Genomic DNA, 24,937 nt, shown 5'->3' with positions numbered 1-24,937 from the left:
TCACGCAGGCCCGGTTGCCGCTCCTGGCCGCGGACCTAATCCGACGTGCTCCTGTATCTGGGCGGCTTCCAGGTACAACGCCGCGTGGTCCCCACCACCCGCCGGCCCCACCGACCCGGGACGTGGTCCCCGTGCGGACATCTGCACCCGGTGCGCCGGGACCAATTGCCCGCATCAGGACCAGTTGACCGGCCTCGAGCGCTGCTCGAGCGCTACCGCCAGCTGCCGAGGATCAGGCCCATGATGGTGAGGTTCACGACGTCGCTGCCCACCTCGATCGCCCAGACCCGGAATCCGTGCCCGGCGAAGAGCCGGTGCGACAACGAGGACGCGGCCGCAAGACCGACGCCGAGAAGCAGCCCGGTGAGGCCGCCCTGCAGGGTGCCGAAGCCGGGGTCTGCCGCGGCCACGAAGTAGATGACGGAGGCGACGGCCGTCGCCTCCACGAGGGCTGCGACGAAGGTCGACCCGAACAGCACCACCATGTTGCCGGTGCCAGGTTCCTCTCCGGGCCCCTTGCCCATGAGCTTCCACCACAGCGGGAAGAAGGTCTTGGGGCCGAACCAGACGGCGCCGGCCACGAAAGCGGCCAGCGTGGCGACCAGGATGGCCAGCCAGTTGAGTTCGGCAAGAAACATGGTCTCGTCCCCTTTGGACTATCGGGGCACCGAGTGGCACCGGGACTCGACTCTAGCGACCCGACCGAGTCCCCGGCCAGAGAACGATCGCATTCCTCCGAGCCGTACTCTCAGCCGGCATTGAGCGCGGCCACCAGCGCGACGACCGCTGGCTCGAGCGCTGACAGCTCTCCGGCACCAGAAACCTGAAGCCAGTTCGCGCCATCGAACACGTTGAGAACCTCGGCGACGCCCGTCACCTCCTCGTCCATCGGCACCCGAACGGCCAGGTCCACCCCGGCCAGGTCCACAACTGTGGCGCCCGGCACAACCAGCACCTGGGTCTGCGCCCAGGCTCCGCCAGGCAGGGCCTCGCTGGTGAAGCCGCTCACTTCCCCTGACGGGGTGTCCCCGTCGTGGTACCAGCTGCACCCGAAGAACCCCGTTGCAGCGAGCGCGGCACCGTTTCCCGCGGCCCGCTGCCCACCCGAAGAGTCCGCGTCGTCCACACGCAGACCGGGGCTGTCGAGGAGGTCGGGCAGACCGGCCCGAGCCGACAGATCCGCGCATCCGGTGGCCGTCCACACCCGTGCGGTCGCACTCGGCCCAACGGGTCGCGGGGCCGGCAGCGCCCGGATGATGTCGCCCACCGCGGCTACCGCGGCGCGGGCGTCCTCCTCGTCGGCGCCGGCCGCCATGGCGGCGACACCGCTCAGCCAGACCGAACCCGAGCTGACGCTGAAGGAACACGTGCTGGCGAGTGCGCCGCTGGCGTCGAACGACGCCTCGGAGCACTCGACGGCGTCAGGGGTCGTCTCGACGGCATCGGACCCGACCATCACCGTGGTGAGGGAGGCTCCGGTCACGCCGGTCACTCCGGCGGGCTCCGCCCAGCGGCACTGGATTCCGCCGATCGTGGTCACGGCGTTTGCGCTGGGTTCGTCCACGAACCCCGTCTGCGCCGACACCACCGTGCCGAGCAGGGCGCTCACCGCGTCGTCAGTGGCCAGTGCCGAGCAGTCGCCGTCCAGCAGCTGGGCGGGGGCCGCTGGAGCCGCCGGCGTGAGATTGACAGTGGCCGGTGGCGTCGCGCTCTCGGACACTGGCGGGGCCGGCGAGGCGGGTGCGCAGCCGGACAGGAGGAGGGCAGTGACGGTCAGGAGGCTGACAGCGAGGAGAGGATTGCCCGGTCGACGAGGTGTTCTCATGACGCGAACGCTAGCAGTGCACTGGTGCCGACTGTGGCTCCAATCTGAAAACGCTTAGAGCACCAGCGCGAGCACGATCTGCAGCACGACTATCACGAGGGTGGCGCCGGCCAGGGCCAGGGCGGCCAGCGTGAGGCGGCGGCCCCGGGCTCCCGCGGGGATGACGCGGTAGGCCTGCAGAGTGAAGAGCAGCCCGACGGCCGCCACCAGCAGAGCGGGAAGCGGGAAGACAAGGGACACGACCAGGCCGAGCAACGCCACCCAGAAGCCGGGAACCCGGCCGGGCGCCTTGGTCCAGTCCGATCGCGGCGCACCCAGTGCGAGGAGGTTGTTGCCCTCCATCTTGGCTCGAGGATCGGTCACTGTGCTGCTCCTTTGAGGGCCCGTTGGACCGGTTCGGCCGCGACCACTCTTCTGTCCCATTCTCGTGCATTCCCCGGCCCGGGCCGTGGCTCCCCAGGGCACGGTCGGGTAACGGCGGGCGTCGCTGCGGCGGCCTACCGGCCGACCGTGACGTTCCGGCGACCGGCGGATGCCTCCCGCTCGAGCGGGGTGACCGTCGACAGCGGCACGTTGAGGAAGTCGACCAGCGGGGCCAACGCCTGGAACCGCTCGGTGACGGCGTCGACGAAATCGTCGCCGAGGGCGGCGTCCCCGGGGAGCCGCGAGATCAGCGCCCAGCTGCGTACCCGTAGCAGGTCGGCCGCGGGGTGCTCGGCCGGGAAACCCTGGGGCGCCCGGAGGAGCGGGCGCCCGTCCAGCGGCTCGGCCAACCGGGTCACCGGGTCGGCGGCGAGCAGCTGGCGCAGTTCGTCGTGGTGATCGAGGAGATACTCGCGGATGGCCCGGAGCTGGGGCGAACCGGGCGACCAGGCGCCGGCGGCCACCATCACCCCGTGCACACCCACCTGCAGGAAGAACCCGGCTCCCCCGGTCTTCTCCAGACCCTGCCGCGGCCAGTTGGCCGCGAGGTGGGTCTTGTACGGCGTCTTGTCGTTGGAAAACCGCACATCGCGGTAGATCCGCAGCATGGCCTTGGGCGCGCGTCTGAGGTGCTCGGGCGCGAAGGTTTCCAACCGGGCGTTGATCGCCTCGATGACCTCGAGCATCCGCGCCTTGAGTTCGAGTTCGTAAGTGGGTTTGTGCTCTTCGAACCACTCACGGTTGTTGCGGTGCTCGAGTTCCTCGAGGAAGTCGAAGGTCTGCTCGCTGAAATGGGGGCCCACCCGTACGCTCTCTTTCTGTCCCGCGCTCGTCGTCGCGTGTATCCATTCTCCCGCGACTGCCCTGCGGCGGCTCAGTGGCCTCCGAGCATCGTGGTGCGAACGCGGCCGTGCTCAGCCCGGCCTAGGGCGCCGACCACGGGCACCGGCCGCACCGCTACGTCGCGGCGGACTCCTTGGCCGCAGCCTTCGCTGCCCGCTTGCTCTCGCGCACCTTGGCGAGAGATTCCTGGTCGACGATGTCGGCCACCGACCGCAGCGAACCCTCCTCGCCGTAGGGGGCGGAGGCCTCCCGCCAGCCCGCGGCCTCGGCCCCGAGCCGTTTGCCCAGCAGGGCCAGGAAGATCTTGGCCTTCTGCTCGCCGAAGCCAGGCAGCGCCTTCAGCCGGCGCAGTACCTCGGCGCCGTCCGGGGCGGTGCCGGCGTCATTCGGGGCGGACCAGATCGCGGCAGCATCGCCGTGCCAGTCCTCGGCGACCACCGCGGCCAGGTTCTGCACCCGGCCTGCCATAGAACCGGGGAACCGATGCACCGCGGGAGTCTGCCTGAAAACCTCGACGAACTCGGTGGGGTCATACCGCGCGATGACCGCCGGATCGAGGGTGCCCAGCCGGTCGCGGATCTTCGCCGGCCCGGCGAAGGCGGTCTCCATGGGGATCTGCTGGTCGAGCAGCATGCCGACGAGGAGCGCGAACGGGTCGTCGCTGAGCAGGGAGTCTGCGGCGGTATCGCCGGTGAGGTGCAGCGTCATCGGCCCATTCTCGCACCGCCGGCCCTCCCCCGCTGGCTCGCCATCGCGCTACTGTGCCCGCAACGGACATCTGCACCCGGCACACCGGGCGCAGAAGTCCGGAACGGGAACAGTTGAGCGCCGGTGACCCGGCTAGCGGGTGACCGGCGAGGGAGGAGGACCATCATGTTCGATGTGCCTGCGGGCAGCGTGATGCGCAGCTGGACCGGCTGGATCCGGCCGGAGGACCGTGGCGCGTACACCGCGTACCTCGAGCGCACCGGGCTGGCCGACTACCGGTCCACCCACGGCAACCTCGGTGCCGCGACGGTCTTCCGCGACCTGCCGGACGGCCGCTGCGAGGTGCGCACCATCTCGTTCTGGCGCACCCACGCCGACATCGTCTCTTTCGCCGGCGAGGACATCGAGATGGCAGTGTTCTACCCGGCCGACGACCAGTTCCTGATCGACCGGGAGCTCACCGTGGCGCACTTCGACGTGGCCTGACATTCCGCATCCCCCTCCCCTTTTCACCCGTCCGGGCCGATCATGGCGGTATGGATGCCGTCGATGCCCTCTCCGAGATCGCCTTCTGGCTGGAGCGCGACCTGGCCCCCACCTTCAAGGTGCAGGCCTTTCGCCGGGCCGCCACGCTTATTGCGGGCCTGGACGCCGACGAGCTGGCCGACCGGGTGCACGACGGCAGGTTGCGGGCGATGACAGGCATCGGCGGTCGCACGGCCGAGGTGATCGGCCAGTCGCTGTATGGTCTGCCCGACTACCTCGACAACCTCCGGCAGCAGGGGCGGCAGCCGCTCGCGGCCGGCGGCCACGATCTGCTCGCAACGTTGCGGGGCGACCTGCACAGCCACAGCGAGTGGTCCGACGGCACAACTCCCATCTATCTCATGGTGGCCACGGCGCGGATGCTCGGCCGCGACTACCTGGCGCTGACCGACCACTCTCCCTCCCTCACCGTGGCGCAGGGGCTCAGCGCCGACCGGCTGCGGGAACAGCTCGACGTGGTCGCCGCGATAAACGATGCGGCCGACGACGACTTCCGGCTGCTTGCCGGCATCGAGGTCGACATCCTCGAGGACGGCCGGCTCGACCAGACCCCCGAGCTGCTGGAACGGCTCGATGTGGTCGTCGCCAGTGTGCACTCCAAGCTGCGCGAAGACTCGATCGCCATGACCAGACGGATGCTGGCCGGCATCCGCGACTCGCACACGAACGTGCTCGGCCACTGCACCGGGCGCCTGGTCTCCGGTTCTCGCGGCACCCGCTCACCGTCTGCCTTCGACGCCGCACGGGTGTTCGCCGCCTGCGCAGAGTACGACGTCGCCGTGGAGATCAACTCCCGGCCGGAACGACAGGACCCACCCGACGACCTGATCAGGCTGGCGATCGAAGCCGGCTGCCTGTTCAGCATCGACACGGACGCGCACGCCCCCGGCCACCTCGATTTCCTCTCCTACGGCGCCGAGCGGGCCGCTGCCGCGGGCGTGCCACCCGACCGCATCGTGACCACCTGGCCCCTCGACAGGCTGCTGGACTGGTCGCGCGCGGGCCGGTGAGCCTCCGCCGCCACGCCCGGGCAGACCGGCCCCTGCACCCGGTCAGGATGCTTCGATAGGTTGGATTCCGGCCACATCGGCTGCCCCGGCAACTCACGAGGAGCTCCATGCCCATCACCGTCACAGGCGCGATCGCCCGCTCGAAGGGGGCTCCAGTGGAGCTCACCGACATCGTCATCCCCGACCCGGGCCCGGAGAGGTCGTCGTCGACATCGAGACCTGCGGTGTCTGCCACACCGACTTCCACTACAAGGAGGGCGGAATCAACGATGACTTCCCGTTCCTGCTCGGCCACGAGGCCGCCGGCCGGGTCAGCGTGATCGGTGAGGGCGTCACCCATGTGGCCGTCGGCGACTTCGTCGTGCTCAACTGGCGGGCCGTCTGCGGCGAGTGCCGTGCCTGCACCCGCGCCGAGCCCTGGTACTGCTTCAACACCTTCAACGCGACTCAGAAGATGACCCTGGTCGACGGCACCGAGCTCAGCCCGGCTTTGGGCATCGGCGCGTTCGCCGAGAAGACCCTCGTGCACGAACGCCAGTGCACGAAGGTTAACCCGGATGCCGACCCGGCCGCGGTCGGGCTGCTCGGCTGCGGCATCATGGCCGGCATCGGCGCCGCCATGAACACCGGCAACGTCTCGCCCGGCAACTCGGTGGCCGTGATCGGCTGCGGCGGTGTCGGCGACGCCGCGGTGGTCGGCTCCAAGCTGGCCGGAGCCTCCCGGATCATCGCCATCGACCGGGACCCCAAGAAGCTGGCCCAGGCCACCGATTTCGGCGCCACGCACACCATCGACTCCTCGAAGCTCGACGAAGACGGCGTCGTCGCGGCCGTTCAGGCGCTCACCGGCGGCTACGGGGCCGACGTCGTCATCGACGCGGTCGGCCGCCCGGAGACCTGGCGGCAGGCGTTCTACGCCCGCGACCTGGCCGGCACCGTGGTGCTCGTCGGCGTGCCGACCCCCGAGATGATGCTCGAGATCCCGCTGCTGGATGTCTTCGGCCGTGGCGGTTCGCTCAAGAGCTCGTGGTACGGCGACTGCCTGCCCGAGCGGGACTTCCCGATGCTCACCGAGCTCTACCTGCAGGGTCGCCTGCCGCTGGCGGAGTTCGTGAGCGAACGCATCCGGATCGACGAGATCGAGGCGGCGTTCACCAAGATGGCCTCGGGCGATGTACTGCGTTCGGTGGTGGTGCTCTGATGGGTGCGCGCATCGAACACCTCGTCACCGAAGGTACTTTCGACCTGGACGGCGGCAGCTGGGCGCTGGAGAACAACGTCTGGATCGTCGGCGACGACACCGAGTGCGTCGTCATCGACGCCGCCCACGACCCTGTCGCGATTCTCGCGGCCGTCGGCGAGCGCCGCCTGCTCGGCATTCTGAGCACCCACGCGCATAACGACCACATCGGCGCCGCCCTGCCCGTCTCGGCGGCGACGGATGCGCCGGTTTACCTGCACCCCGACGACCGGATGCTCTGGGACGTCGTGTACCCGGATGCGGCACCGCAGCGGGAGCTGGCGGAGGGGCAGCGTATCGCCGTCGCCGGGATCGAACTGCAGGTTATCCATACCCCGGGGCACTCCCCCGGCTCGGTCTGCCTGTACGCGCCCGCCTTCGGCACCCTGTTCAGCGGCGACACGCTGTTCCACGGCGGGCCGGGCGCCACCGGACGCTCGTACAGCGACTTCCCCACCATCATCGAGTCGATCACGGGCAAGCTGCTCACCCTGCCGGCCGACACCGTCGTCAACACCGGGCACGGCGAGTCCACCACGATCGGCGCCGAGGCCCCCGACCTGCCGGATTGGCTCGCCCGCGGGCACTGATCGCGCACGAGCCCGACATCCGCTCACTGACTTGCCAGTTGGGGCCCTCTGACGGCCCGCCAAACGGCCTCAACTGGCATTTCACAACCGTACGTCGCCGCGAGATGGCAGTTGGCGCCCATTGGCGGACGCGGAAGGGGCCTCAACTGGCAAATCACTGATCGGCGAGGGGTGGCGCGCGGCTACTCCGGCTCGCGCGGTTCCGGGCGGCCGCCCTCGGACTCCCGGGCGCGGTGCCCGTAGTACAGGCCGGCGGTCACCGCCCGGTACGACGCCGTCACCATCTCCTCGAGCACGGCGAGGTCCGCCTTCGCGAGGTCGGTGATGTACAGGCATCCCACACCGGTCTTGTGCGGGCCGAGCCGGGCGAGTTCCCCGGCATAGGCGCCCAGCCCGTCGGGAAAGTAGATCGACATCGACGCCTTGCGCGGCGAGAAGCCGGCCGATGCGGCGTCGCCCTCGCGTCCGCTGTCATACCTGTAGTGGTACCGGCCGAACCCGATGATCGACCCGGGCCACAGCCGAGACGGCTCAGTGGTGATCCGCCCGAACATCCCCAGCAGTGTCTCCGCGTCCCGCCGCCGGGTCGCGCCGGTCACGGTGTCGAGATGGGCGCGCACCACGTCATCCGCCGCCGTGTCGGCCCTGTCGTCTTGTGAGCTCATGCCCCCACGGTAATCCGCTCAGCGGCGGATGCGCACGTCAGCGTGCGCGTCGTACCGGTAGCCCGTGCCGCGGTCGGTGCGCAGGATGTCGCCGTAGCCGCCGAGCTTCACGCGCAGGCGTTGGATGTGCACGTCGATGGTGCGCGGGCTGGTGACCCGCGACCAGGTGCGCTGGGCATCGATCAGTTCGGCCCGGCCCACCGTGACGCCCGGGCGCAGCACCAGGTAACAGAGGAACCTGAACTCACGGTAGCTGAGTTGCACGGGTAGTCCGTCGACGAGCAGCAGTTGGCGGCCCACGTCGATACGGACGCCTTTGTGAGCAGCCGCGCCGCCGGAAGCGGCGCCGGGGCCGGTTCCCGGTTCCTGTTCGACGTGCACCTGGGCATCCGGAGCCAGCCGTGCCACGACGTCGGTCAGCGCTGCGGCGAGCGCCTCCCGGGGCGCGGCGTCGCCGTCGAGGCGCACGAAGAAACCGAAGCCGCGCACCTCGTCCCCGTCGTGATCTGCGCCTGCCGAGCCCCCTGCCCAGTCCATGTCACACCCGAGATGTGGTCTCGAGCAGGGCGGACGCGTCGAGGTTCTGCCCGTTGCGGTAGCGGGTCGCCACGTGCGGGGGCTGCAGCCGGGCCGAGCTACCGAAGATGCGTTCCCGCAGGGACTCCCCGTCGACATATGCCTCCCGCAGCCGGCCACGGCGGCGGAGCTCCGGGACCACCAGTTCGATGAAGTCCTGCGCAGTTCCGAAGGAGTGGTACTGACGCAGGTTGATGCCGTCGATGCCGATGTCGTCCAGCCAGCTCTCGATGGCATCGGCCACGACGGTGGGCGTGCCCACCACGAAGAACTGCTCGTCCCAGGAGGTCGCTATCACGTCGAGGAACTCCCCCACCGTCTGCTCCTGGGGCAGGTAGGCCGCTCCGGGGGCATCCGACTTGCCCTCGCGGACCAGGGCCTCACGCACTGTGATGTCGCGCGGGTGGGCCGTGGGGTCGAAGGGCAGCGACGCATGAGCGAGCCGTCCCTCCACGCTGGCCAGCTCCCGGTAGACCCGCAGCTTCTCGGCCGCCTCCTCCTCGGTGCGCCCCACCACCACACCGGCCTGCACGATGAACTTGATGTCGCCGGCCGCGCGGCCCTGCTCGACGGCCGAATCCCGCATCGACTGGATGCCCGCCAGCACTCCGGCGGGTGTGGGCCCGCCCGTGAAGACCACCTCGGCGTGCTTCCCGGCGAAGGCGGTGCCGGCCTTCGACGCCGTGGCCTGGAAAAGCACCGGGGTGCGCTGCAACGACGGCTCGGAGAGGTGCGGCCCGGCCACCGAGAAGTGCTCGCCGACATGGTTGATGTAGCGCACCTTCGCCGGGTCGGTGTAGACGAGGTTCTCGGCATCCGCCACCACGGCGTCGTCGTCCCAGGATCCTTCCCAGAGCTTGTAGAGCACGTCGAGGTACTCGTCGGCGATCTCATAGCGGTGGTCGTGCGCGATCTGGTCGGCGTGGCCGAAGTTGCGCGCGGCGTTGGGCAGATAGGAGGTGACGATGTTCCACCCCACCCGCCCCTTGGTGAGGTGGTCGAGGGTGCTCATCCGGCGGGCGAACGCGAACGGCGGCTCGTAGCTGGTGGAGAAGGTGACCCCGAAGCCGAGGTGCTTGGTGACCGCCGCCATCGCGGGTATCACCAGCAGCGGGTCGTTGCTCGGGATCTGCAGTCCCTCCCGCAGCGCCGTCTCCGGGCCGTCCCGGAACACGTCGTAGGCGCCGATGACGTCGGCGAGGAACACTGCGTCGAAGCCGCCGGCCTCCAGCAGCTGCGCCAGCTCGATCCAGTAGTCGATGTCGTTGAACCGCTGCCGGTTGTTGCCGGGCAGCTGCCACAGTCCGTGGGTGATGTGGCTGACGCAGTTCATCTCGAAGAGGTTGAGGATGAGCCGTTTGGGTGGGTGGGCGGGGTTCTGGCTCATGGGGTCCTCCTGGGGTGATCGGGCAGCGAGCTGATGAGTTCACGGGTGTACAGATGCGAGGGCCGGTTGAAGATGTCGTCCGGGTTGCCGCGTTCGACGACGACGCCGTCTTTCATGACGAGCACCTGGTCGCTGAGGTGGTTGATGACGCCGAGGTCGTGCGAGATGAAGAGGTAGCTCAGCCCGCGTTGTTTCTGCAGGTCCACCAGCAGGTCGAGGATCTGCGCCTGGATCGACACGTCGAGCGCCGACACGGCCTCGTCGAGCACGATCACCGACGGATTCGGGGCGAGCGCCCTGGCGATGGCGATGCGCTGGCGTTGGCCGCCGGAGAGGTTCAGTGGAAAGCGCTGCAGGATCTCCTGCGGCAGGCCCACCTGGCGGGCGAGCTCGACGACCCGGGCCTTTTTCTCGGCCGGCGAGAGGCCGGCGGCGTCGGTGAGGCTGTCGAGGAGGATCCGCTCCGCGTTCCAGCGCGGGTCGAACGAGCTCAGCGGGTCCTGGTAGACCACCGAGATCTCCCGGCGCAGCGCCCGGCGGCGGGGCTCGGGCAGGCTCGACCAGTCCTGGCCGAGCAGGGTGACGGTGCCGGAGTCCAGCGACGACAGCGCCAGCGCGAGCCGGGCGGTGGTGCTCTTGCCCGAGCCGGACTCCCCCACGATGCCGAGGGTGCTGCCCCGCTCCAGGCTGAACGAGACGTGGTCGACGGCCGTGGTGACCGTGCCGTCCGGAGTGGTGAATCGCTTGACCAGGTCCACCGCCTGCAGCACCGGCCCGCTGGAGCCGCCGGGCTCGGGAGCGAGCGCGGTGACAGCCACAGGTGCGTGCGTCTGCGGGCCCAGGCGCTTGCCACGGGTCGCCTCGCTGGGCACCGCGTTGATGAGGCTGCGGGTGTACTCGTGCCGCGGATCGTTGAGCACCTGGTCGGCGCTGCCGCTCTCCACGACCCGGCCGCCCTTCATCACCAGGATGTGGTCGGCCAGGTGCGCCACCACCGAGAGGTCGTGGCTGATCAGGATCACCGATACCCCACGTTCCTTGGTCTCGGCCAGCAGCGCGAGCACCTGCGCCTGCACCGTCACGTCGAGGGCCGTGGTGGGCTCGTCGGCGATGATGATCTCCGGGTCAAGAGCCAGGGCGGAGGCGATCAGCGCCCGCTGCCGCAGGCCCCCGGAGAGTTCGTCCGGGCGTTGCCGGGCCCGGTTCTCCGGCGAGGGAACCCCCACCGCGCGCAGCAGGTCGACGACCTTCGCGGCCCGCTGCCGCCGGGTGCCCCAGCGGTGCAGCGCGAGGGCCTCGGCGATCTCCTTGCCCACCGGGCGCAGCGGGTCGAGCGAGACGAGGGCGTCCTGCAGGATGAAGCCGATGCGCCGGCCGCGGATCTGCCGCCACTGCCGGTTGGTCGTGGCACGCAGGTCGTCGCCGTCGAGCAGGATCGACTGGGCGTCGACGACCGAGTTCTTGCCGGTCAGCCCCACGATGCTGCGCGCGGTGACGCTCTTGCCTGAGCCGGACTCGCCCACGATGGCCACGCACTGCCCCGGTTCGAGGCTGAAGCTCACGTCGTGCACCACCTGGTGCAGGATGCCGTTCCGCCGGAAACCGACGGAGAGGTTGGCGACGCTGAGACGCCCGCGTTTCGGCGGCGGGGCATCCGCCCTTGGCGTTGGGGTGCGCGCGGCCGGGGCCTGCGCGCTGTCGATCGTGGAGGTCATTTCTCGCCTTTCTCCAAGGTGTTCTGAATGTGCTTGCCGAGGGTGGTGGCCGCGAGGGCCAGGGCGACGATCACAAGGCCGGGAATGACGGTGAGCCACCAGGCCTGGGTGATGTAGACCCGGCCGGCGTCGAGCAGCGCGCCCCATTCCGGCGAGGGCGGGGCGACGCCGAGCCCGAGGAACGACAGGCTGGATGCCCAGACGATCGACTGGCCGACCGACAGGGCGATGATCGCCACGAGCGGCCGGACGGCGTTGGGCACGATGTGCTGCCGCAGGATGCGGCCGTCGCTGTGGCCGAGGGCCACGGCCGCTTCGACGTACCCGCTGGTCTTGGCCGAGAGGATCTGGCCTCGGATGATGCGGGCGTAGCCGGGGGCGCTGCCCACTCCCACCGCGAACACCTGCGACAGCGCCGACGGGCCCGTGATGGCCACCAGCAGCAGCGCGAACAGCAGGGTCGGGAAGGCCAGGAGCACCTCGATCACCCGGTTCACGGTTCCGGCGGTGAACCGGCTGCCGAGCGCTGCCAGCGCTCCGAGGACCAGCGCGAGGGTGAGGCTCACTGCGGTGGCCCCGAGCCCGATCACCAGCGATTCCCGGGTGCCGTAGACCACGCGGCTGAAGAGGTCGCGGCCGGCCTCGTCGGTGCCGAACCAGTACTCCGGCGACGGCGCGTGCAGCGCGTCCGCCAAGTTGAGCGCATAGGGGTCGTGGGTGGCCAGCAGACCCGGCGCGACCATTGCGGTGGCGAAGAGCAGCAGGGCGCCGCTGGCGACGACCAGGCCCGCCGGCGGGGCGGCGCGTCTCCGGGCCCGCGGGGTCTGAACGACTGCGGTGGGCGGGGTCTGGCGTTCGATGGCGCTCATGCGCTCTTCAATCTGGGGTCGACGAGGGTGTACGCCACGTCGACCAGCAGGTTGGCCACGACGTACAGTGCCGCGATGAGGATGACGATGCCGGTGACAACGGGCAGGTCCTGGGAGTTGACGGCGCCGACGAGCACCTTGCCGATGCCGGGACGGGAGAACACGGTCTCCACGACCACGGCGCCGGAGATCGTGGCGCCCAGCGCCCAGCCCGACAGGGTGATCGCCGGGAGCACTGAGTGCCGTAGTACGTGGCGCAGCCGCACCCCGGTGTCGCCCATGCCGCGCATCCGTGCCGAGATCACGAACGGCTGCTCAAGCGACCGCTCGAACTCCGTGCGGGTGGCCTGGCCCATGAACCCGGCCAGCGGGATCGCCAGGGTGAGGGCCGGCAGCACGATCCCGATAGCCGAGGGTCCGCTGATCACGGGGAACCAACCCAGACCGAGCGAGAAGACGAGCAGCAGGATGATGCCCAGCCAGTAGTGCGGCAGCCCGGCCGCGGTGGTGTCGACCACGGCCCCCGCCCCGGCCAGCCGCCCGGTGCGGCCGGCCGTGAGGGTGACCCAGGCGATCATGATCAGCCAGGACAGCGCGATCGCGGTGAGCGTGAGCGCCACGGTCGGGCCGATCTGCTGCAGGATCACCTCGCTGACCGGCTTGAACTGCTGATACGAGATGCCGAGGTCACCGACGAGGAGCCCGCGGATGTAGTCGAGGTACTGCACGACCAGGGGGTTCTGCAGGCCGTACTGCTGGTTGATCTGCGCCAGTTCCGCCGGGGTGCGTTCGATGGCCTGGCCGGCGCGGATGTTGAGGATCACCGTGGCCCGGTCTCCCGGCAGGGCGGCCTGGGCGGCGAACGCGGCCGTGGCCGCCCCGAAGAGCACCACCACGGCGCCGCCGATCTTCTCGACGATCCGGCGCAGCCGGGGCCGGGTGAGCGTGGGCACCCGCCGCAGGGTGGGCGCGCCCGGGCCAGTAGCCCGAGCCGGACGGGGCGGGCTACTCGACGAAGTACGCGTCATAGAAGATCGGTCCTCCCTGTGCGTTTTCCTGCCAGACGTCCTTGAGCGTCGGCGACACGGCCAGCGTGCTCAGCCGGTCGTAGACCCCGATCGCCAGGGCATGCTCGGCGATGTACTCCTGGGCCTTCTCGTACAGGGCGTTTTGGGCATCCGTGTCGAGAGTGGAGTTGGCCTCGAGGATGATGCTTTCGAGCTCGGGGTAGTTGGTGAACGAGGCGTTGTTGTAGTTCGGCGCCTCCGGGGTGCCCTGTCTCCAGTTGATGGCGAGGATGCCGCTGGTCACGGCCGTCCAGTAGCCCACCGAGATGTCCTTCTCGTCGGGCTGCGAGTACTCGCCCGCGAACAGGGCGCTCTGCGGCACCGGAATCAGCTCGACCTTGAAGCCGGTGGCCTTGGCCTGCTCCTGCAGGCCCTGCAGGATGGAGGCGCCGTCGGCGTTCACGATCGAGCCGGCGCCGTAGGGCAGCACGACGTCGAGCGTCTCCCCACCCTTCGTGCGGTAGCCGTCGGCGTCTCGGCCGGTCCAGCCCGCGGCATCCAGCAGGCTGTCGGCCGTGTCGGTGTCGAGGTTGTAGAGGTCCGCGGCCGCCTGGCTGTAGCCGGGGGTGGCCTGGCTGACGCCGCCGTTGCCCTCGTAGGGGATGACGCCCTGCCCGATCGTCTCGACGAGGGACTCGCGGTCCAGGCTGTAGGCGAACGCCTGCCGCACCTTCTCGTCGACGAACGGTCCGCTCGAGGTGTTGAAGGTGAGCTGTTGGGGCCGGCCGGGGGTGATGTATTTCTCCAGTTGGAAGCCCGCGCTCTCCAGGGTCTTCCAGGCCACGGCGGGAACGTCGTAGATGACGTCGGTCTCGCCCGCGCTGAGCGAGGCGGCGCGGGTGGTGGGGTCGGCCACGAACTTCCAGTCGATCTGATCGACGTAGGCGACGCCGGTGTGCTTGGCGTTGGCCGGAGGCGAGGTGTAGTCCTCGTTTCGCACCAGCACGATCTCCTCACCCCGGTTCCAGTGGTCCACGACGAACGCGCCCGAACCGATCGGCGCCTCGCAGTTCTCCTCGTCGGTGCGGGTCTCCAGGGCCTGCTGCGACTGGATGCCGAAGTAGCCCTGGGTGAGGTTGTCGGCCAGGCGCGGGTAGGGAGCGGAGAGGTTCACGGTGAGGGTGCGGTCGTCCACGGCTTGGGCGGAGGCGTAGTAGCCGGCCAGCCAGACGCTGGCCGTGCTGTTGCCGCCGGCGAGCCAGTAGTCGAAGTTGTACGCCACCACCGCGGCCGTGAGCGGCGTGCCGTCGGTGAAGGTGACACCGTCCTTGAGAGTGAAGGTCCAGGTGAGCTGGTCGTCCGAGACGCTCCAGGAATCGGCCAGCCACGGCACGACCTGGTGGTTCTCGTCGAGCGAGACCAAGCCGTCGAGCACCTGGGACGAGAGGTAGGCCTGCTCGATCCAGCCGCCGAAGACGCAGGCCGGTTCCTGCTGATGGCCGTAGACGATGGTGCCGCCGTCGACGCGGGTCGCCGTGCTGGCGGGCGCGGCGGATGCGCAGGCCGACAGGCTGAGGGCGGACACCACGCCCAGCGTGATCAAGGCTGTTGTTGTGCTGCGGGTACGAGACATGAACGACGGAACTCCTCGGTGACGGCTGTGACTATTGGGCACGGGGTGGGTCCGAATATAGGGACCCTCGGCCGGTGCCGAACATCTCTCAGGTCACGCGGCGTCGCGAAGTGTTAGGAAGCGCAACAAAGCCACCTGGCGTGCTTTTCGCCCTCGGCACGGGACGCCGGGCGCGATCTCGTCTTCCTTCGTCACATACCCGTCGACCGATCGACGGGTTGTCAGACTGGCTCTCAACACGAGCCGATCAGGTCGTGTGATCCATCCCATCGCGGTGTGCCCGAGAGGCGAGGGAGCAGCCTGCAAAGCTGTGTACGCGGGTTCGATTCCCGCCACCGCGTCGCTCGCGCGCCGGGGCCTCTGGAGCGGCCCCGGCGGGCGGCGAGCGTTCGGTCAGTCGTGCAAGATCAGTCGAGCAGGGTCAGGCGCGCAGGGTCAGGCGTGCTGCTCCGTCTTCGCCAGCTGCCGGGCCAGGTCGTCGGGCGACAGATTGGCGTCACGGAATGCGTCCGTCAGCGGCAGCTGCAGGCGCAGGTCGGTGCCGAGGCAGAGCGCCGCGCTGCCCGACTTGAGCTTGAAGTCGAGCACGTGGCCGCCGCCGGTGCGGTCGTCGGTGATGAAGTGCGTGTGGCAGCCGGGCACGCCGATGCCCTGCTCGTACAGCGGGGTGCGGAAGCCCACCAAAGAACCGGAGACGTCGTGGAGCTCGACGATGGCGTCCTCGTCGGTGGCCTCCACCATCGGCCGGTACGGCTTCTGCTGCTTGACCACGGTGCGCATCCGGATCCACTCGAAATCGCCGTCGATGCGCAGCGCATACATGTAGTTCTCGGAGGCCGTCATGTGGTCGATGAAGGCCGAGGCCTCCGAGCGCACCACGTTGTCGGGCAGGGCGCTCTCGATGTGCGGCACGAAGTTCGTCACGACGGCGTACGGCGTGTACGCGCCGAGGTCGGCCTTGGTCACCCCGCCGTCGGCGCGCAGCTGGTAGCACTTGCCGTCGACGATGAGCATCTCGCCGTCGAGGCCGTTGAAGGTGCCGATGCCGAAGCTGCCGTGGCCGAGCAGGTCGCGCACCGTCATCTCGCCCTCGTAGACGCCGTCGAGCAGCGCGCTCATCAGGCTGGTCTGGAAGATCTCATGCCGGGTCACCGTGAATGCGGGCGCGGGGATGGTGCTCACAGGAGCACATCGCTTTCCAGGTCGGCCATGAGTTCGTCGCGGTTATTGCGGTAGTCCACCCGCACGTCGATGATGCTCGGGCCGTCGTCGTTCATGGCCTGCTCAAGCACCTTGGCGAAGTCATCGAGGTGAGTGACCCGGTAGCCGTGTGCTCCGAATGACTCGGCGTACTGCACGGCGTCGTAGTCGCCCAGTTGCACACCGGAGGTACGGCCGTACTTGCCCTGCTGCTGAAACGCGACCATGTCGTAGGTGCCGTCGTTGAAGATGATGTGGGTGAACGTGGAGCCGAGCCGCACGGCGGTCTCCAGCTCCATCGCGGAGTAGAGGAACCCGCCGTCGCCGGACACCGAGACCACCGGGGTGCCGGGGCGCACCAGGGTTGCCGCGATCGCCCAGGGCAGGGCGACCCCGAGGGTCTGCTGGCCGTTGGAGAACAGCAGAGTGCGCGGGTGGTAGGTGCGGAAGTGCCGGGCCATGTAGATGTAGTGCGAGCCCACATCGCAGAGCACGGTGGTGTCGTCGGGCAGCAGGGCACGCATCGCCAGGGTCAGTTCGGCCGGGTGCACCCCCTCGGACTCGTCGTCGCGGTGAATCGGCTGGTCGGCTTCGGCCAGACGCGCACGCTCGGTGGCGACCACGGCCGACGCGGATGCCGACAGGGTCAGGCCGTCGATCTCGCGAGCGAGCGCATCCATCGTCTCGGCCACGTCGCCGCGCAGCTCGACGGTGGGGCGGTAGTAGTCGTCCAGGTCTGCCGACAGCTCGTCGAGGTGGATGATGCGGCGCAGGTGGTCCCTGTTCCACTTGGACGGCTCGTATTCGACGAAGTCGTAGCCGATGGCCAGGATCAGGTCGGCCTTGTGCAGCAGCACATCGCCGGGCTGGTTGCGGAACAGTCCGACCCGGCCGAGGTAGTGCTCCTCGAGGTCGTGGGAGATGACACCCGCGGCCTGGAACGTCTCGACCACCGGGAGCTTGGCGGCGCCGAGCAGCCGGTGCAGGGCAGCAACGGCCCGGTCGGAGCCGGACCGGGCGCCGGCGAGGATCACCGGGAACTGGGCGGTGCGGAGAAGCTCGGCGGCCTCGCGGATGCTCGCGGCCGGGGCGGCGCCGAGCTGCGGCACCCAGTGCGGGGTGGTCATCGACACCGTGGTCGAGTCGGTGAGCACGTCGTACGGCAGCACCACGGCGGCGGCGCCCTTGGGCTCCTGTACCGCCTGGCGGAAGGCGTTGGCGATGGCCTCCGGCACGTTGTCGGCGACGCTGACCTCGCCGGCAGACTTGGCGACGGCGGAGAGCATACCGACGGCGTCCATCGACTGGTGGGTGCGCTTGAGTCGGTCGCCGCGCGAGACGGCGCCGCAGATGGCGACCATCGGGTCCCCCTCGGTGGTGGCGGTGAGCAGCCCGGTGGCGAGGTTGGCGGTGCCGGGCCCGCTGGTGACGAGCACCACGCCGGGTTCGCCGGTGAGGCGGCCGACGGCGGCGGCCATGAACGCGGCGTTCTGTTCGTGACGCACCACGATCATCTGCGGGCCGCCGTCGAGCAGGGCGTCGTAGACGGGGTCGATCTTGGCGCCGGGCACCCCGAAGATCCACTTGACGCCGTAGGCCTCGAGGCACTCGACGACCCGGTCGGCCGAGCGGCGGGGCGAGCCGAGGGCGCCGAGTCCGAAGGCGGTGGCCGGCTCCGCTGCGCTGGTCGCCGGGGAGACGGGCTCGACGGTGGTGGTCTGGGCGGTGCTGGTGTGCGCCATGATGTCCTTCCGACGACGGGTCGAACCGGCGTCTCCCTCAATGATCCCGCCGTGATCGATTGCAAACAACGCCAATAGTCGATGACAACGATCTGTGAATGAGATCATTGACGCATGGATCTCAGGCAGCTCGAATTCTTCAGCGCCGTCGCCGGCGAGCTCAACTTCACCCGGGCGGCCGAGCGGCTCACGATCGCGCAATCCGCGGTGTCGGCCGGGGTACGGTCCCTCGAGAGCGAGCTCGGGGTCGAGCTGTTCGACCGCAGCCGACGGCAGATCCGGCTCACCTCCACCGGTGAGTTGCTCCTGCCGAAGGTGCGCGAAGCCCTCGATGCCGTGAACGCGGTGCGGGATGTGGCCCAACAGTCCACCCACGCCATCACGGGCTCCATCGTGATCGGCCTGATGACCTCGGTCACGCTCGTGAACGTGCCGCGGTTGCTCGGGCTCTACCGCAGCGGTCACCCCGGAGTGGGTGTGCGGCTGCGCGCGGCCCGGCGCGGGTCGGCCGACCTCGTCGAGGAGCTCGCCAGCGGGGAGCTGGACCTGGCCTTCCTGGCGCTCAGCGGCCCTGTGCCCGCCACCCTCTCGGCTGTGCCGATCGCCTCCTCGCCGATGGTGCTCGTGGTTCCGGCCGGGCATCCGCTGGCGGCCTCGCCCACCGTGGACCTCGCCACCCTGGACGGGGAGGAGTTCATCGATCTGCCGCCGGGTTATACGAGCCGGCAGATCGTGGATGACGCGTTCGCCGCCGCCGGGGTGGAACGCCGGGTGATGATCGAGGTCTCCGACATCGGCACCGCGGCCGAGTACGTCACCAATGGCCTCGGCGTCGCCCTGCTGCCCGAGTTCGCGGCGCACGACGCCCTCAATGTGCGCCGCATCCCCGTGGCTCATGTGCCCGACTTCACGGTGTATCTCGCCGCGTCACGCAAACGCCGGGCCTCCGCCGCCGTGCGGGCCTTCGTCAACCTCGCCCTCTCGGGCGAGTAGCCGGCCCCCGCACCTGCTCCCACCCGCGACTGGTCCCGAAGCGGACAAATGGGCCCGGCGTACCGGGCCCAATTGTCCGGTCCGGCACCAGTCAGGCGTGGACCACGCGTATTGGTGGCTGCACCTGCGCCGGTGCGCGGCCTGCGGGCATGTGAGGTGCTGCGACGACTCCCTCAACCGGCACGTGACGGCACATGCGGCGGCGGCGGGACACCCGGTGATCCTGAGCTTTGAAGCCGGCGAGGACTGGTTCTGGAACTACACCGTGAACGCGTTCGTGACCGGGCCCCGGCTCGCCGACCCGCAGAGCCATCCGGCCACCCAACCCGTGCCGGGTCCGGCCGGCCGCGTACGCGCGGATTGGGAGAACCAGCTGGCCGGTTGACCGCCCGTTCTGCGCACCCCATTGTTAGGCTCGGCGCATGGGGGAACACTGATGGAGACCTTTCGCCGGCTGACCGGGGACACCGCATACAAGCAGAATCCGGGTGTGGTGGGCGTGGCTGCCCCTCGCGCTCACTACCGAGGGCCCGCGGGCTCTCTCCTCGTCTCGGCGGTCCTGGTCCTCACCGGCTGCGCCGGTGCGGCGCCTGCCGCGGAGGCCCCGTCCAGCGCCGCCCCGTCCCCGGCCACACCGGCACCCACCGCCGTCGGCGCCTGCCCGGAGTCCGACGGACAGGGGCCCTGGGGTGACGTCATCGCCAAGGAACAGGTCGAGGATGACGCGGGCAGCTACTGCCACACGACACTCGATCCGGCGTCAGCCCGCGCCCGGTTCGACCCGGCGGTCGTCGATCTCGACTCGTTGGCAACGTACGGCTTCACCATCGAGGAAGCCGAGGCCGCACAGCGGGCGGCGCTCGTCTACGTGACGGAAGCAGGTCTGGATTCGGCGCTCCTGGACGACTCCACGACCGCCGACGCCACCTGGTTCGAGGCCGCGTCGCCGTGGTTCACGCCTGCAGCCCATGCCGCCCTTGCGCCCCATGTGGCCAGCTACGGGCTCAGGGATGCCGGTGTCATCGTCTCTCAGAGTCTGCCGTCGCCGCTCACCCGGGACGGCGGTCCGCGTGCCACCACCACGGCCGTCGGCGTTGACAAGATCTTCGCCACCCTGAGTGTGGACCAGCAGACTCCCCTGCTCCTGGTACGCACCACCGTCACCGTCGACTTCGCCGCCACCGATGCGGCCATCGTGGCAGCGGCCATCCGTGACGAGCGCGGGACCACGACCCTGAGCGAGGACAGCCTGCGAGCGAGCACGCCCACCCTGTTCGACGGTGCGGACGATGAAGGACTCGTGCTGGCCGGCGGCTTCAACGTGGGCTTCGCCTCTGGCGACCTGACGGCGATCGAGTACATCGGCGCCGCGTGGACCCTCTCCACCGGCGACGGAGCACTGCAGATCGACGCCGTCGAGCCCGAGCTCGACCCGAGCCTGCGGTAGACCCGAGTTCGCCCACAGTCGCCACGCGGTGGGCTCCCGCTCGTGTCATACTTCGCCGGTGACGCTCTTCGAATCCGAGCACGGCGAACCGCGCCCGCCCCGCACCGGTGTTCTGGCGCGGCGCTCGGCCGTGACCTGGATCATCCTCGTACCGACGCTGGCGGCCGCCGGGTTGCTCGCCCTGACTATCCTGCCCGCCGGACCGCCATGGGACCCGGCTGCAACGAGGCTGTCGGTAGAGATGGAGCAGGTGAGCGACCGGATCGGGCTCACCGACGAGGGTGAGGCCATCTTCACCGATACGCGGCCCGAGTTGCTGGACAGCGCCGATTTTCGCGAGGCCTGTGGCAGCACCTCCGAAAGCTCCGAAGACGGTCGCTGGGCGGTCGTCGGCTGCTACTACGGGATGGGCGGCGAATCCGGCCGGGTGGCGATCTTCCGCCCCGGCGACGAACGCCTCGCCGATCAGGTCGTCGTCACGGCCGCCCACGAGTTTCTGCACGCCGCATACGCCCGGCTCGATCCCGACGAGCGGGACCGGCTCGATCCGTTGCTGGAGGCACGCTGGGCGTCGGTTCCCGCCGACGACCCGGTGCAGACCAGCCTGGCCTCGTCGGTCGGCACGGTCAGCGAGAACCGGTCGACCGAGCAGTTCGCCTATCTCGGCACCGAGATTGCGGATGCGGGCGATCCGGCGTTGGAGGCCTTCTATGCGCCCTACTTCACCGACCGGCAGGCTCTCGTGGCGATCGACGGCGCCCTGGACTCCCTGTGGACCGGGCTGTGGGCCGACTATCAGGCCCAGGCGGATGCCCTCGTGGGGCACGAGCAGGCCAACGCCGACGCGGCCGCGCAGGCGCAGGCCGATCGGGCGCAGCTGGAGGCCGAGCTCACCCGGCACAACGATCAGGTGAGCGAGTACAACGCGTTGAGGGCCGAGGACCAGTCCCGGCTGGTCGTGGTGGACGCCGACGGCACTCCGGGAGACGAAGCGTGGGGAGACTTTCTCTTGCGCAGGACCACCGAGATCACCGCGGCGGAGTCCGAGCTGGCCGGCCGGCAGGCGGAACTGGACGCATCCGTCAGCGCCGCGCAGGGCGAGCGGGCGGCTGTCGAAGCCCGGGGTGCCGAGCTGAGCGCGCTCGAGGCGGCCTCCGTGCCGGCCTCGGGCTGACTTCCGGCCCTCGTCGGGCGGATGCGCCCGACTACTCCCGGCCGTCCTCGAGTGGGATGAGCATGGTGCGGAACGGACCGGCAACAGTGTGGAGGTCCCAAATCCGATCCGCGACGCTGTCGATGCCATGGGCGAGGTCAAGCTGAGGGATTGCGCCGGGGATGACGAGTTGGCTCACCCGGATGTTCTCACTCTCGAGGGCGTCGTGGAGCATCTCCCCGTAGGCGCTCTCGGCAGGAAAGGCGACCGAGGTGCCGGCGAAGCCAGCACGAGCCTTCACCGAGGTACCACCGTTGATCAAGATGACACTGCCGTCACCGGCGCGCCTCATCGAGGGCAGCACCACACGCACCGCGTGCATGAGTCCGAGGGCTGAGAACCGCAGTGCCTCCAAAGCCAGCTCGGGAGTCATCTCCAACACAGGCTTGAGGTAGTCCCGCGAGGGGAGCGGGCTGTATTGAAGCGCGGAGATGGGGCCGAGGTCTGCTTCCGCACGCTCGAGGGCGGCTTCCATCGACGTCGGCGCGAGCACATCCGCGGCATAGCCGCTCGCGATGAAACCGGCAGCCGTGAGCTCGGCAGCCATAACGTCGAGCTTCGACTGATTCCTGGAGATCAGCGCTATCGAGAACCCCTCGCGCCCGAAGCGTCGCGCAACGGCTGCGCCGAGTCCAGGTCCGGCTCCGATAATGGCGATGACAGGCACGATGATCTCCTTCGATGGTTGGTCTGCGACAGCTACCGCACGGACATCGAGCCTAGACGTTGACGCGGAACTCCACAGCAATGCATCGTGGACATCGATCTGACACAGTGCTCCTGGAGGGCCGAACTTGCGTGCGATCTAGCCGCAGTATTCCTTGGCCACGACCGGGCTCGCCCGCACGATGATGTCCTTGACAACGTCGTCGGACAGCACGAAGTTGATCCAGTTGCCGGTGTCGTCGGGCAGCGCGTAGTGCGCCGTGAACGGGTCATCCTGGAAGGTGACCGCAGGGTAGGCCGTCATGAGGTCGTCGAGCGTGGAGCCGATGCCGATGCCCGCGTCGGTGTGCGGAGAGGCGCCGGCCAGAGTCGTGAAGTCCGCGCCGCCCTGCAGCACCAGCTGTTCCACGACGCCGGTGCCGAGCCGGTCCGGGATCAAGACCGTGGGGAATCCGGTGCGGCCGTAGGCGACCACCGCGGGGCAGCCGTCGTAGACGGTGCTGGTGAAGGCGGTCATCGACGCGGCGGCATCGTCGATGTTGTCGCCGACGCTCAGCGGCCCGATGCCGGTGAACCCGATGACCCAGGTGGTCGGATCGTCCAGGCTCAGCGCCGTCGGCGTGGGCGTGGGGGTCGGAGTGGGGGTGCTCGTGGCTGGCGCCGGGGTGGCGGACGGGGTCGGGCTGGCGGCCGGTGTTTGCGCGGCTGTGCCGGCGCATCCGGTGAGCAGGAGCAGGCCCGCCAGGACGGCGACGGTTCCCAGAGTGCGGCTCCGTGCCAGGACTGTGTTGCGCATGCGTTCTCCCCAATGCGTCCCGAAGGGACCCGGCTCCAGGGTAGTCCCCGCGTCTGCGGCATCGAACGACGTGGACCGCGTGTCAGCGGGAGCGCCCGGCGTCGAGCAGGACCGCCGCCCGCCGCCGATGCGCGTCCAGGGTGCCGGGGGCCATGTTGTCCAGCAGGGAGGTGACCATGCGCGTGCGCGGGTTGGCCGCGAACACCGCCCGGTGGTCGTCGATGAACGTCCAGTACAGACCGTCCCAGTCCGCCGTCCACTCGCCGGCCGGCAGGTCCGACATCGTGCGCAGGTAGTTGCTGCCCGACACGTAGGGCTTGGTGGTGATCGCATCCCCTGCCGCGAACTGGCTCATCGCGTAGACATTGGGCACCATCACCCAGTCGTACGCGTCGATGAACATCTCCATGAACCACTCGTAGACCGCGTCCGGGTGGATCCGCAGCAGCGCCATCGCGTTGCCGAGCACCATCAGCCGTTCGATGTGATGCGCATACCCGGTGTCCAAAACGCGGGAGATGACCAGGTCCACCGGTGCCAGTCCGGTGTTTGCGTCCCACCAGCCGTCGCTGAGTGCGCGCTGGTGGTCAAGCCGGTTGGCGGTGCGCATCCGCCGCCCACTGGTTCGGTAGGTGGCGCGCAGGTACTCGCGCCAGCCGATCACCTGTCGCACGAACCCCTCCACGGAGGCGAGCGGGGTGTCGTGGCCGGCGCCGTCGAGCACCGCCTGCACGATGTCTCGCGGGTCCAGCAGGCCGATGTTCAGCGCCGCAGTGAGGAGGCCGTGATTGATGAACGGATGCGTGCTCGAGATCGCGTCCTCGTAGGGCCCGAAGTCGTGCAGGCGCTCCCGCACGAACTCCTGCAGGTGCGCCCGGGCCTCGGCGCCGCTCGTCGGCCAGGCGAACAGGTGGGGGTCGCCCGGAGCATCCGGGAACTCGGTGCTGACCCACTCGATCGCGCGCTCGATCTCGGTCGGCACCGGGGTGCGGTCGGTATCGTCCAACAGCGTGTCGAAGTCGAAGGTGCCCTCCCTCTGGAGGGCGGGGTGGCCCGCGAATCGGCCGACCGTCGGGGGCGTGTACCCGCGCGGCAGCTTCTTGCGATTCTCCGTGTCGAACGACCATTTGCCGCCCACGGGCTTGCCGTCGACGACGAGGATGTCCAACCGGCGGCGTTGCCACACGTAGAAGTCCTGCATGCGGGAGCCGTTGTGGGCGAACCAGTCATCGATCTGGGCGCGGTCGGTGAGGAAGTTCGGGGTCTCCAGCACGTCCTCCGGCCGCATCCGGTACCCGCCGTCGGCGAGAGCGGCGAGCAGGTCCCGCTCGAGCCAGTCGTCGACCACGTCGAACCAGGTCACCCGTGCCGGCTCTCGGCTGCGCGCGAATTCTGCGAGCTGGTCGTGGGAGCCACGTGCCGCATCACTTCGCAATTCGACGACCTCGTACCCCTGCTCGCGCAGGCGACCGGCGAACCGAGTCATCGACGCGCGATGCAGCACCAGCTTGTGGGAGTGGAACCGGTACTGGCGAAAGAGCAGATCATGCTCGATGAGGACGAACACCGTACCGGCGGCCACGGCGAGGTGCTGCTCGAAAAGCTGGTGCGGCAGCACGAGGCGCACATTCTGACCCGGATGCATCCCCCCACGATAGGCGCTGCGCCCCGGAGTCGGTGCCTCACGAACGAGCTGTCGGTTCGCTTGCAACCACCCTTGGTCAAGACACTCCGACGCGAGTGTGGCTGGGAGCTTCTGCGCTCGCCGATAGAATTAGTTCGCGACCTGAGGCGTCCCCCCACGCCTGGGTCACGTTGCGTCCCGCCGCGTCCCCCACGCGGC

The 24,937-nt window shown here is 69.4% G+C and carries 24 protein-coding genes, 1 tRNA gene and 1 pseudogene; 9 read left to right on the top strand and 17 right to left on the bottom strand.

Going from position 1 to position 24,937, the window contains the following annotated elements; all coding sequences use genetic code 11:
• Positions 1-212: 212 nt before the first annotated feature.
• The 5 genes from KY500_RS02780 to KY500_RS02760 form a co-directional block, all read right to left on the bottom strand.
• Positions 213-638 (bottom strand): DUF1761 domain-containing protein, encoded by a 426-nt coding sequence (locus KY500_RS02780; RefSeq protein ID WP_219902249.1) that lies wholly within the window; start codon positions 636-638, stop codon positions 213-215.
• A gap of 110 nt (positions 639-748) precedes the next feature.
• Positions 749-1,825: a hypothetical protein gene (locus tag KY500_RS02775; protein WP_219902248.1), complete on the bottom strand. Its 1,077-nt coding sequence runs from the start codon at positions 1,823-1,825 to the stop codon at positions 749-751.
• A gap of 54 nt (positions 1,826-1,879) precedes the next feature.
• The gene (locus KY500_RS02770; RefSeq protein WP_219902247.1) at positions 1,880-2,188 is read right to left on the bottom strand and encodes a hypothetical protein; all 309 of its coding nucleotides are present in this window, start codon (positions 2,186-2,188) and stop codon (positions 1,880-1,882) included.
• Between the two features lie 134 nt (positions 2,189-2,322).
• Positions 2,323-3,051 (bottom strand): DUF2461 domain-containing protein, encoded by a 729-nt coding sequence (locus KY500_RS02765; protein WP_219902246.1) that lies wholly within the window; start codon positions 3,049-3,051, stop codon positions 2,323-2,325.
• A gap of 154 nt (positions 3,052-3,205) precedes the next feature.
• Complete coding sequence (locus KY500_RS02760; protein WP_219902245.1) at positions 3,206-3,799, bottom strand: HhH-GPD-type base excision DNA repair protein; 594 nt, start codon at positions 3,797-3,799, stop codon at positions 3,206-3,208.
• Positions 3,800-3,964: 165 nt separating this feature from the next.
• On the opposite strand from KY500_RS02760, the gene KY500_RS02755 reads away from it, so the two are divergent.
• The 4 genes and pseudogenes from KY500_RS02755 to KY500_RS02740 all read left to right on the top strand — a co-directional run bounded on the left by KY500_RS02755 (position 3,965) and on the right by KY500_RS02740 (position 7,185).
• On the top strand, positions 3,965-4,285 hold the full coding sequence (locus KY500_RS02755; RefSeq protein WP_255579751.1) for a hypothetical protein: 321 nt from the start codon (positions 3,965-3,967) through the stop codon (positions 4,283-4,285).
• 50 nt (positions 4,286-4,335) lie between these two features.
• Positions 4,336-5,355 carry a PHP domain-containing protein gene (locus KY500_RS02750; RefSeq protein WP_219902244.1) on the top strand — a complete coding sequence of 340 codons (1,020 nt, stop codon included), beginning with the start codon at positions 4,336-4,338 and terminating at the stop codon, positions 5,353-5,355.
• A gap of 107 nt (positions 5,356-5,462) precedes the next feature.
• A pseudogene (locus tag KY500_RS02745) lies at positions 5,463-6,556 on the top strand (S-(hydroxymethyl)mycothiol dehydrogenase).
• A complete protein-coding gene (locus KY500_RS02740) occupies positions 6,556-7,185 on the top strand; it encodes an MBL fold metallo-hydrolase (protein ID WP_219902243.1) in 630 nt (209 codons plus the stop codon). Before KY500_RS02745 ends, KY500_RS02740 begins: the two are co-directional and overlap by 1 nt.
• Positions 7,186-7,367: 182 nt before the next feature.
• Here KY500_RS02740 and KY500_RS02735 read toward each other — a convergent pair whose 3' ends face one another.
• From KY500_RS02735 to KY500_RS02705, 7 genes are read right to left on the bottom strand one after another with little or no spacing between them, the layout of a single operon-like run.
• Positions 7,368-7,850: a DUF1801 domain-containing protein gene (locus KY500_RS02735; RefSeq protein ID WP_219902242.1), complete on the bottom strand. Its 483-nt coding sequence runs from the start codon at positions 7,848-7,850 to the stop codon at positions 7,368-7,370.
• 18 nt (positions 7,851-7,868) lie between these two features.
• Entirely contained in the window at positions 7,869-8,387 is a 519-nt protein-coding gene (locus tag KY500_RS02730) for a winged helix-turn-helix domain-containing protein (RefSeq protein WP_219902241.1), read from the bottom strand.
• A 1-nt stretch (position 8,388) separates the two neighbouring features.
• A complete protein-coding gene (locus KY500_RS02725; protein ID WP_219902240.1) occupies positions 8,389-9,813 on the bottom strand; it encodes an NtaA/DmoA family FMN-dependent monooxygenase in 1,425 nt (474 codons plus the stop codon).
• Entirely contained in the window at positions 9,810-11,528 is a 1,719-nt protein-coding gene (locus KY500_RS02720) for an ABC transporter ATP-binding protein (protein ID WP_219902239.1), read from the bottom strand. Before KY500_RS02720 ends, KY500_RS02725 begins: the two co-directional genes overlap by 4 nt.
• A complete protein-coding gene (locus tag KY500_RS02715) occupies positions 11,525-12,397 on the bottom strand; it encodes an ABC transporter permease (protein ID WP_219902238.1) in 873 nt (290 codons plus the stop codon). Before KY500_RS02715 ends, KY500_RS02720 begins: the two co-directional genes overlap by 4 nt.
• Positions 12,394-13,350, bottom strand: coding sequence for an ABC transporter permease (locus tag KY500_RS02710; protein WP_255579749.1), 957 nt, complete (start codon positions 13,348-13,350; stop codon positions 12,394-12,396). The genes KY500_RS02715 and KY500_RS02710 overlap by 4 nt, the downstream gene beginning before the upstream one ends.
• A 52-nt stretch (positions 13,351-13,402) precedes the next feature.
• Positions 13,403-15,037 carry an ABC transporter substrate-binding protein gene (locus KY500_RS02705; protein WP_219902236.1) on the bottom strand — a complete coding sequence of 545 codons (1,635 nt, stop codon included), beginning with the start codon at positions 15,035-15,037 and terminating at the stop codon, positions 13,403-13,405.
• Positions 15,038-15,307: 270 nt separating this feature from the next.
• On the opposite strand from KY500_RS02705, the gene KY500_RS02700 reads away from it, so the two are divergent.
• A tRNA-Cys gene (locus tag KY500_RS02700) sits at positions 15,308-15,378 on the top strand.
• Positions 15,379-15,472: 94 nt separating this feature from the next.
• Here the strand turns inward: KY500_RS02700 and budA are convergent.
• Together budA and alsS are read right to left on the bottom strand one after the other, a co-directional pair.
• Positions 15,473-16,219 carry an acetolactate decarboxylase gene (budA, locus tag KY500_RS02695; RefSeq protein WP_255579748.1) on the bottom strand — a complete coding sequence of 249 codons (747 nt, stop codon included), beginning with the start codon at positions 16,217-16,219 and terminating at the stop codon, positions 15,473-15,475.
• Positions 16,216-17,979 (bottom strand): acetolactate synthase AlsS, encoded by a 1,764-nt coding sequence (gene alsS / locus KY500_RS02690; RefSeq protein WP_219902235.1) that lies wholly within the window; start codon positions 17,977-17,979, stop codon positions 16,216-16,218. The genes budA and alsS overlap by 4 nt, the downstream gene beginning before the upstream one ends.
• 114 nt (positions 17,980-18,093) lie before the next feature.
• Between alsS and KY500_RS02685 the strand changes: the two genes are divergently transcribed.
• From KY500_RS02685 to KY500_RS02670, 4 genes are all read left to right on the top strand, one after another.
• The gene (locus tag KY500_RS02685) at positions 18,094-18,972 is read left to right on the top strand and encodes a LysR family transcriptional regulator (RefSeq protein WP_219902234.1); all 879 of its coding nucleotides are present in this window, start codon (positions 18,094-18,096) and stop codon (positions 18,970-18,972) included.
• Positions 18,973-19,069: 97 nt separating this feature from the next.
• Positions 19,070-19,357: a UBP-type zinc finger domain-containing protein gene (locus tag KY500_RS19095; RefSeq protein ID WP_255579747.1), complete on the top strand. Its 288-nt coding sequence runs from the start codon at positions 19,070-19,072 to the stop codon at positions 19,355-19,357.
• A 51-nt stretch (positions 19,358-19,408) separates the two neighbouring features.
• Complete coding sequence (locus KY500_RS02675; RefSeq protein ID WP_219902232.1) at positions 19,409-20,419, top strand: hypothetical protein; 1,011 nt, start codon at positions 19,409-19,411, stop codon at positions 20,417-20,419.
• 58 nt (positions 20,420-20,477) lie between these two features.
• Entirely contained in the window at positions 20,478-21,593 is a 1,116-nt protein-coding gene (locus KY500_RS02670; protein WP_219902231.1) for a hypothetical protein, read from the top strand.
• A 31-nt stretch (positions 21,594-21,624) separates the two neighbouring features.
• Here KY500_RS02670 and KY500_RS02665 read toward each other — a convergent pair whose 3' ends face one another.
• The 3 genes from KY500_RS02665 to KY500_RS02655 form a co-directional block, all read right to left on the bottom strand.
• Entirely contained in the window at positions 21,625-22,299 is a 675-nt protein-coding gene (locus KY500_RS02665) for an SDR family NAD(P)-dependent oxidoreductase (protein ID WP_219902230.1), read from the bottom strand.
• Positions 22,300-22,437: 138 nt separating this feature from the next.
• Positions 22,438-23,094 carry a hypothetical protein gene (locus KY500_RS02660; RefSeq protein WP_219902229.1) on the bottom strand — a complete coding sequence of 219 codons (657 nt, stop codon included), beginning with the start codon at positions 23,092-23,094 and terminating at the stop codon, positions 22,438-22,440.
• An 82-nt stretch (positions 23,095-23,176) separates the two neighbouring features.
• On the bottom strand, positions 23,177-24,739 hold the full coding sequence (locus KY500_RS02655; protein WP_219902228.1) for a cryptochrome/photolyase family protein: 1,563 nt from the start codon (positions 24,737-24,739) through the stop codon (positions 23,177-23,179).
• Between the last annotated feature and the right edge of the window lie 198 nt (positions 24,740-24,937).

Origin of the sequence: Cryobacterium sp. PAMC25264 (assembly GCF_019443325.1) — a bacterium.
Classification (GTDB): domain Bacteria; phylum Actinomycetota; class Actinomycetes; order Actinomycetales; family Microbacteriaceae; genus Cryobacterium.
The sequence above is the reverse complement of the archived record's forward strand: the minus strand, read 5'-3'. Positions and strand labels throughout refer to the sequence as shown.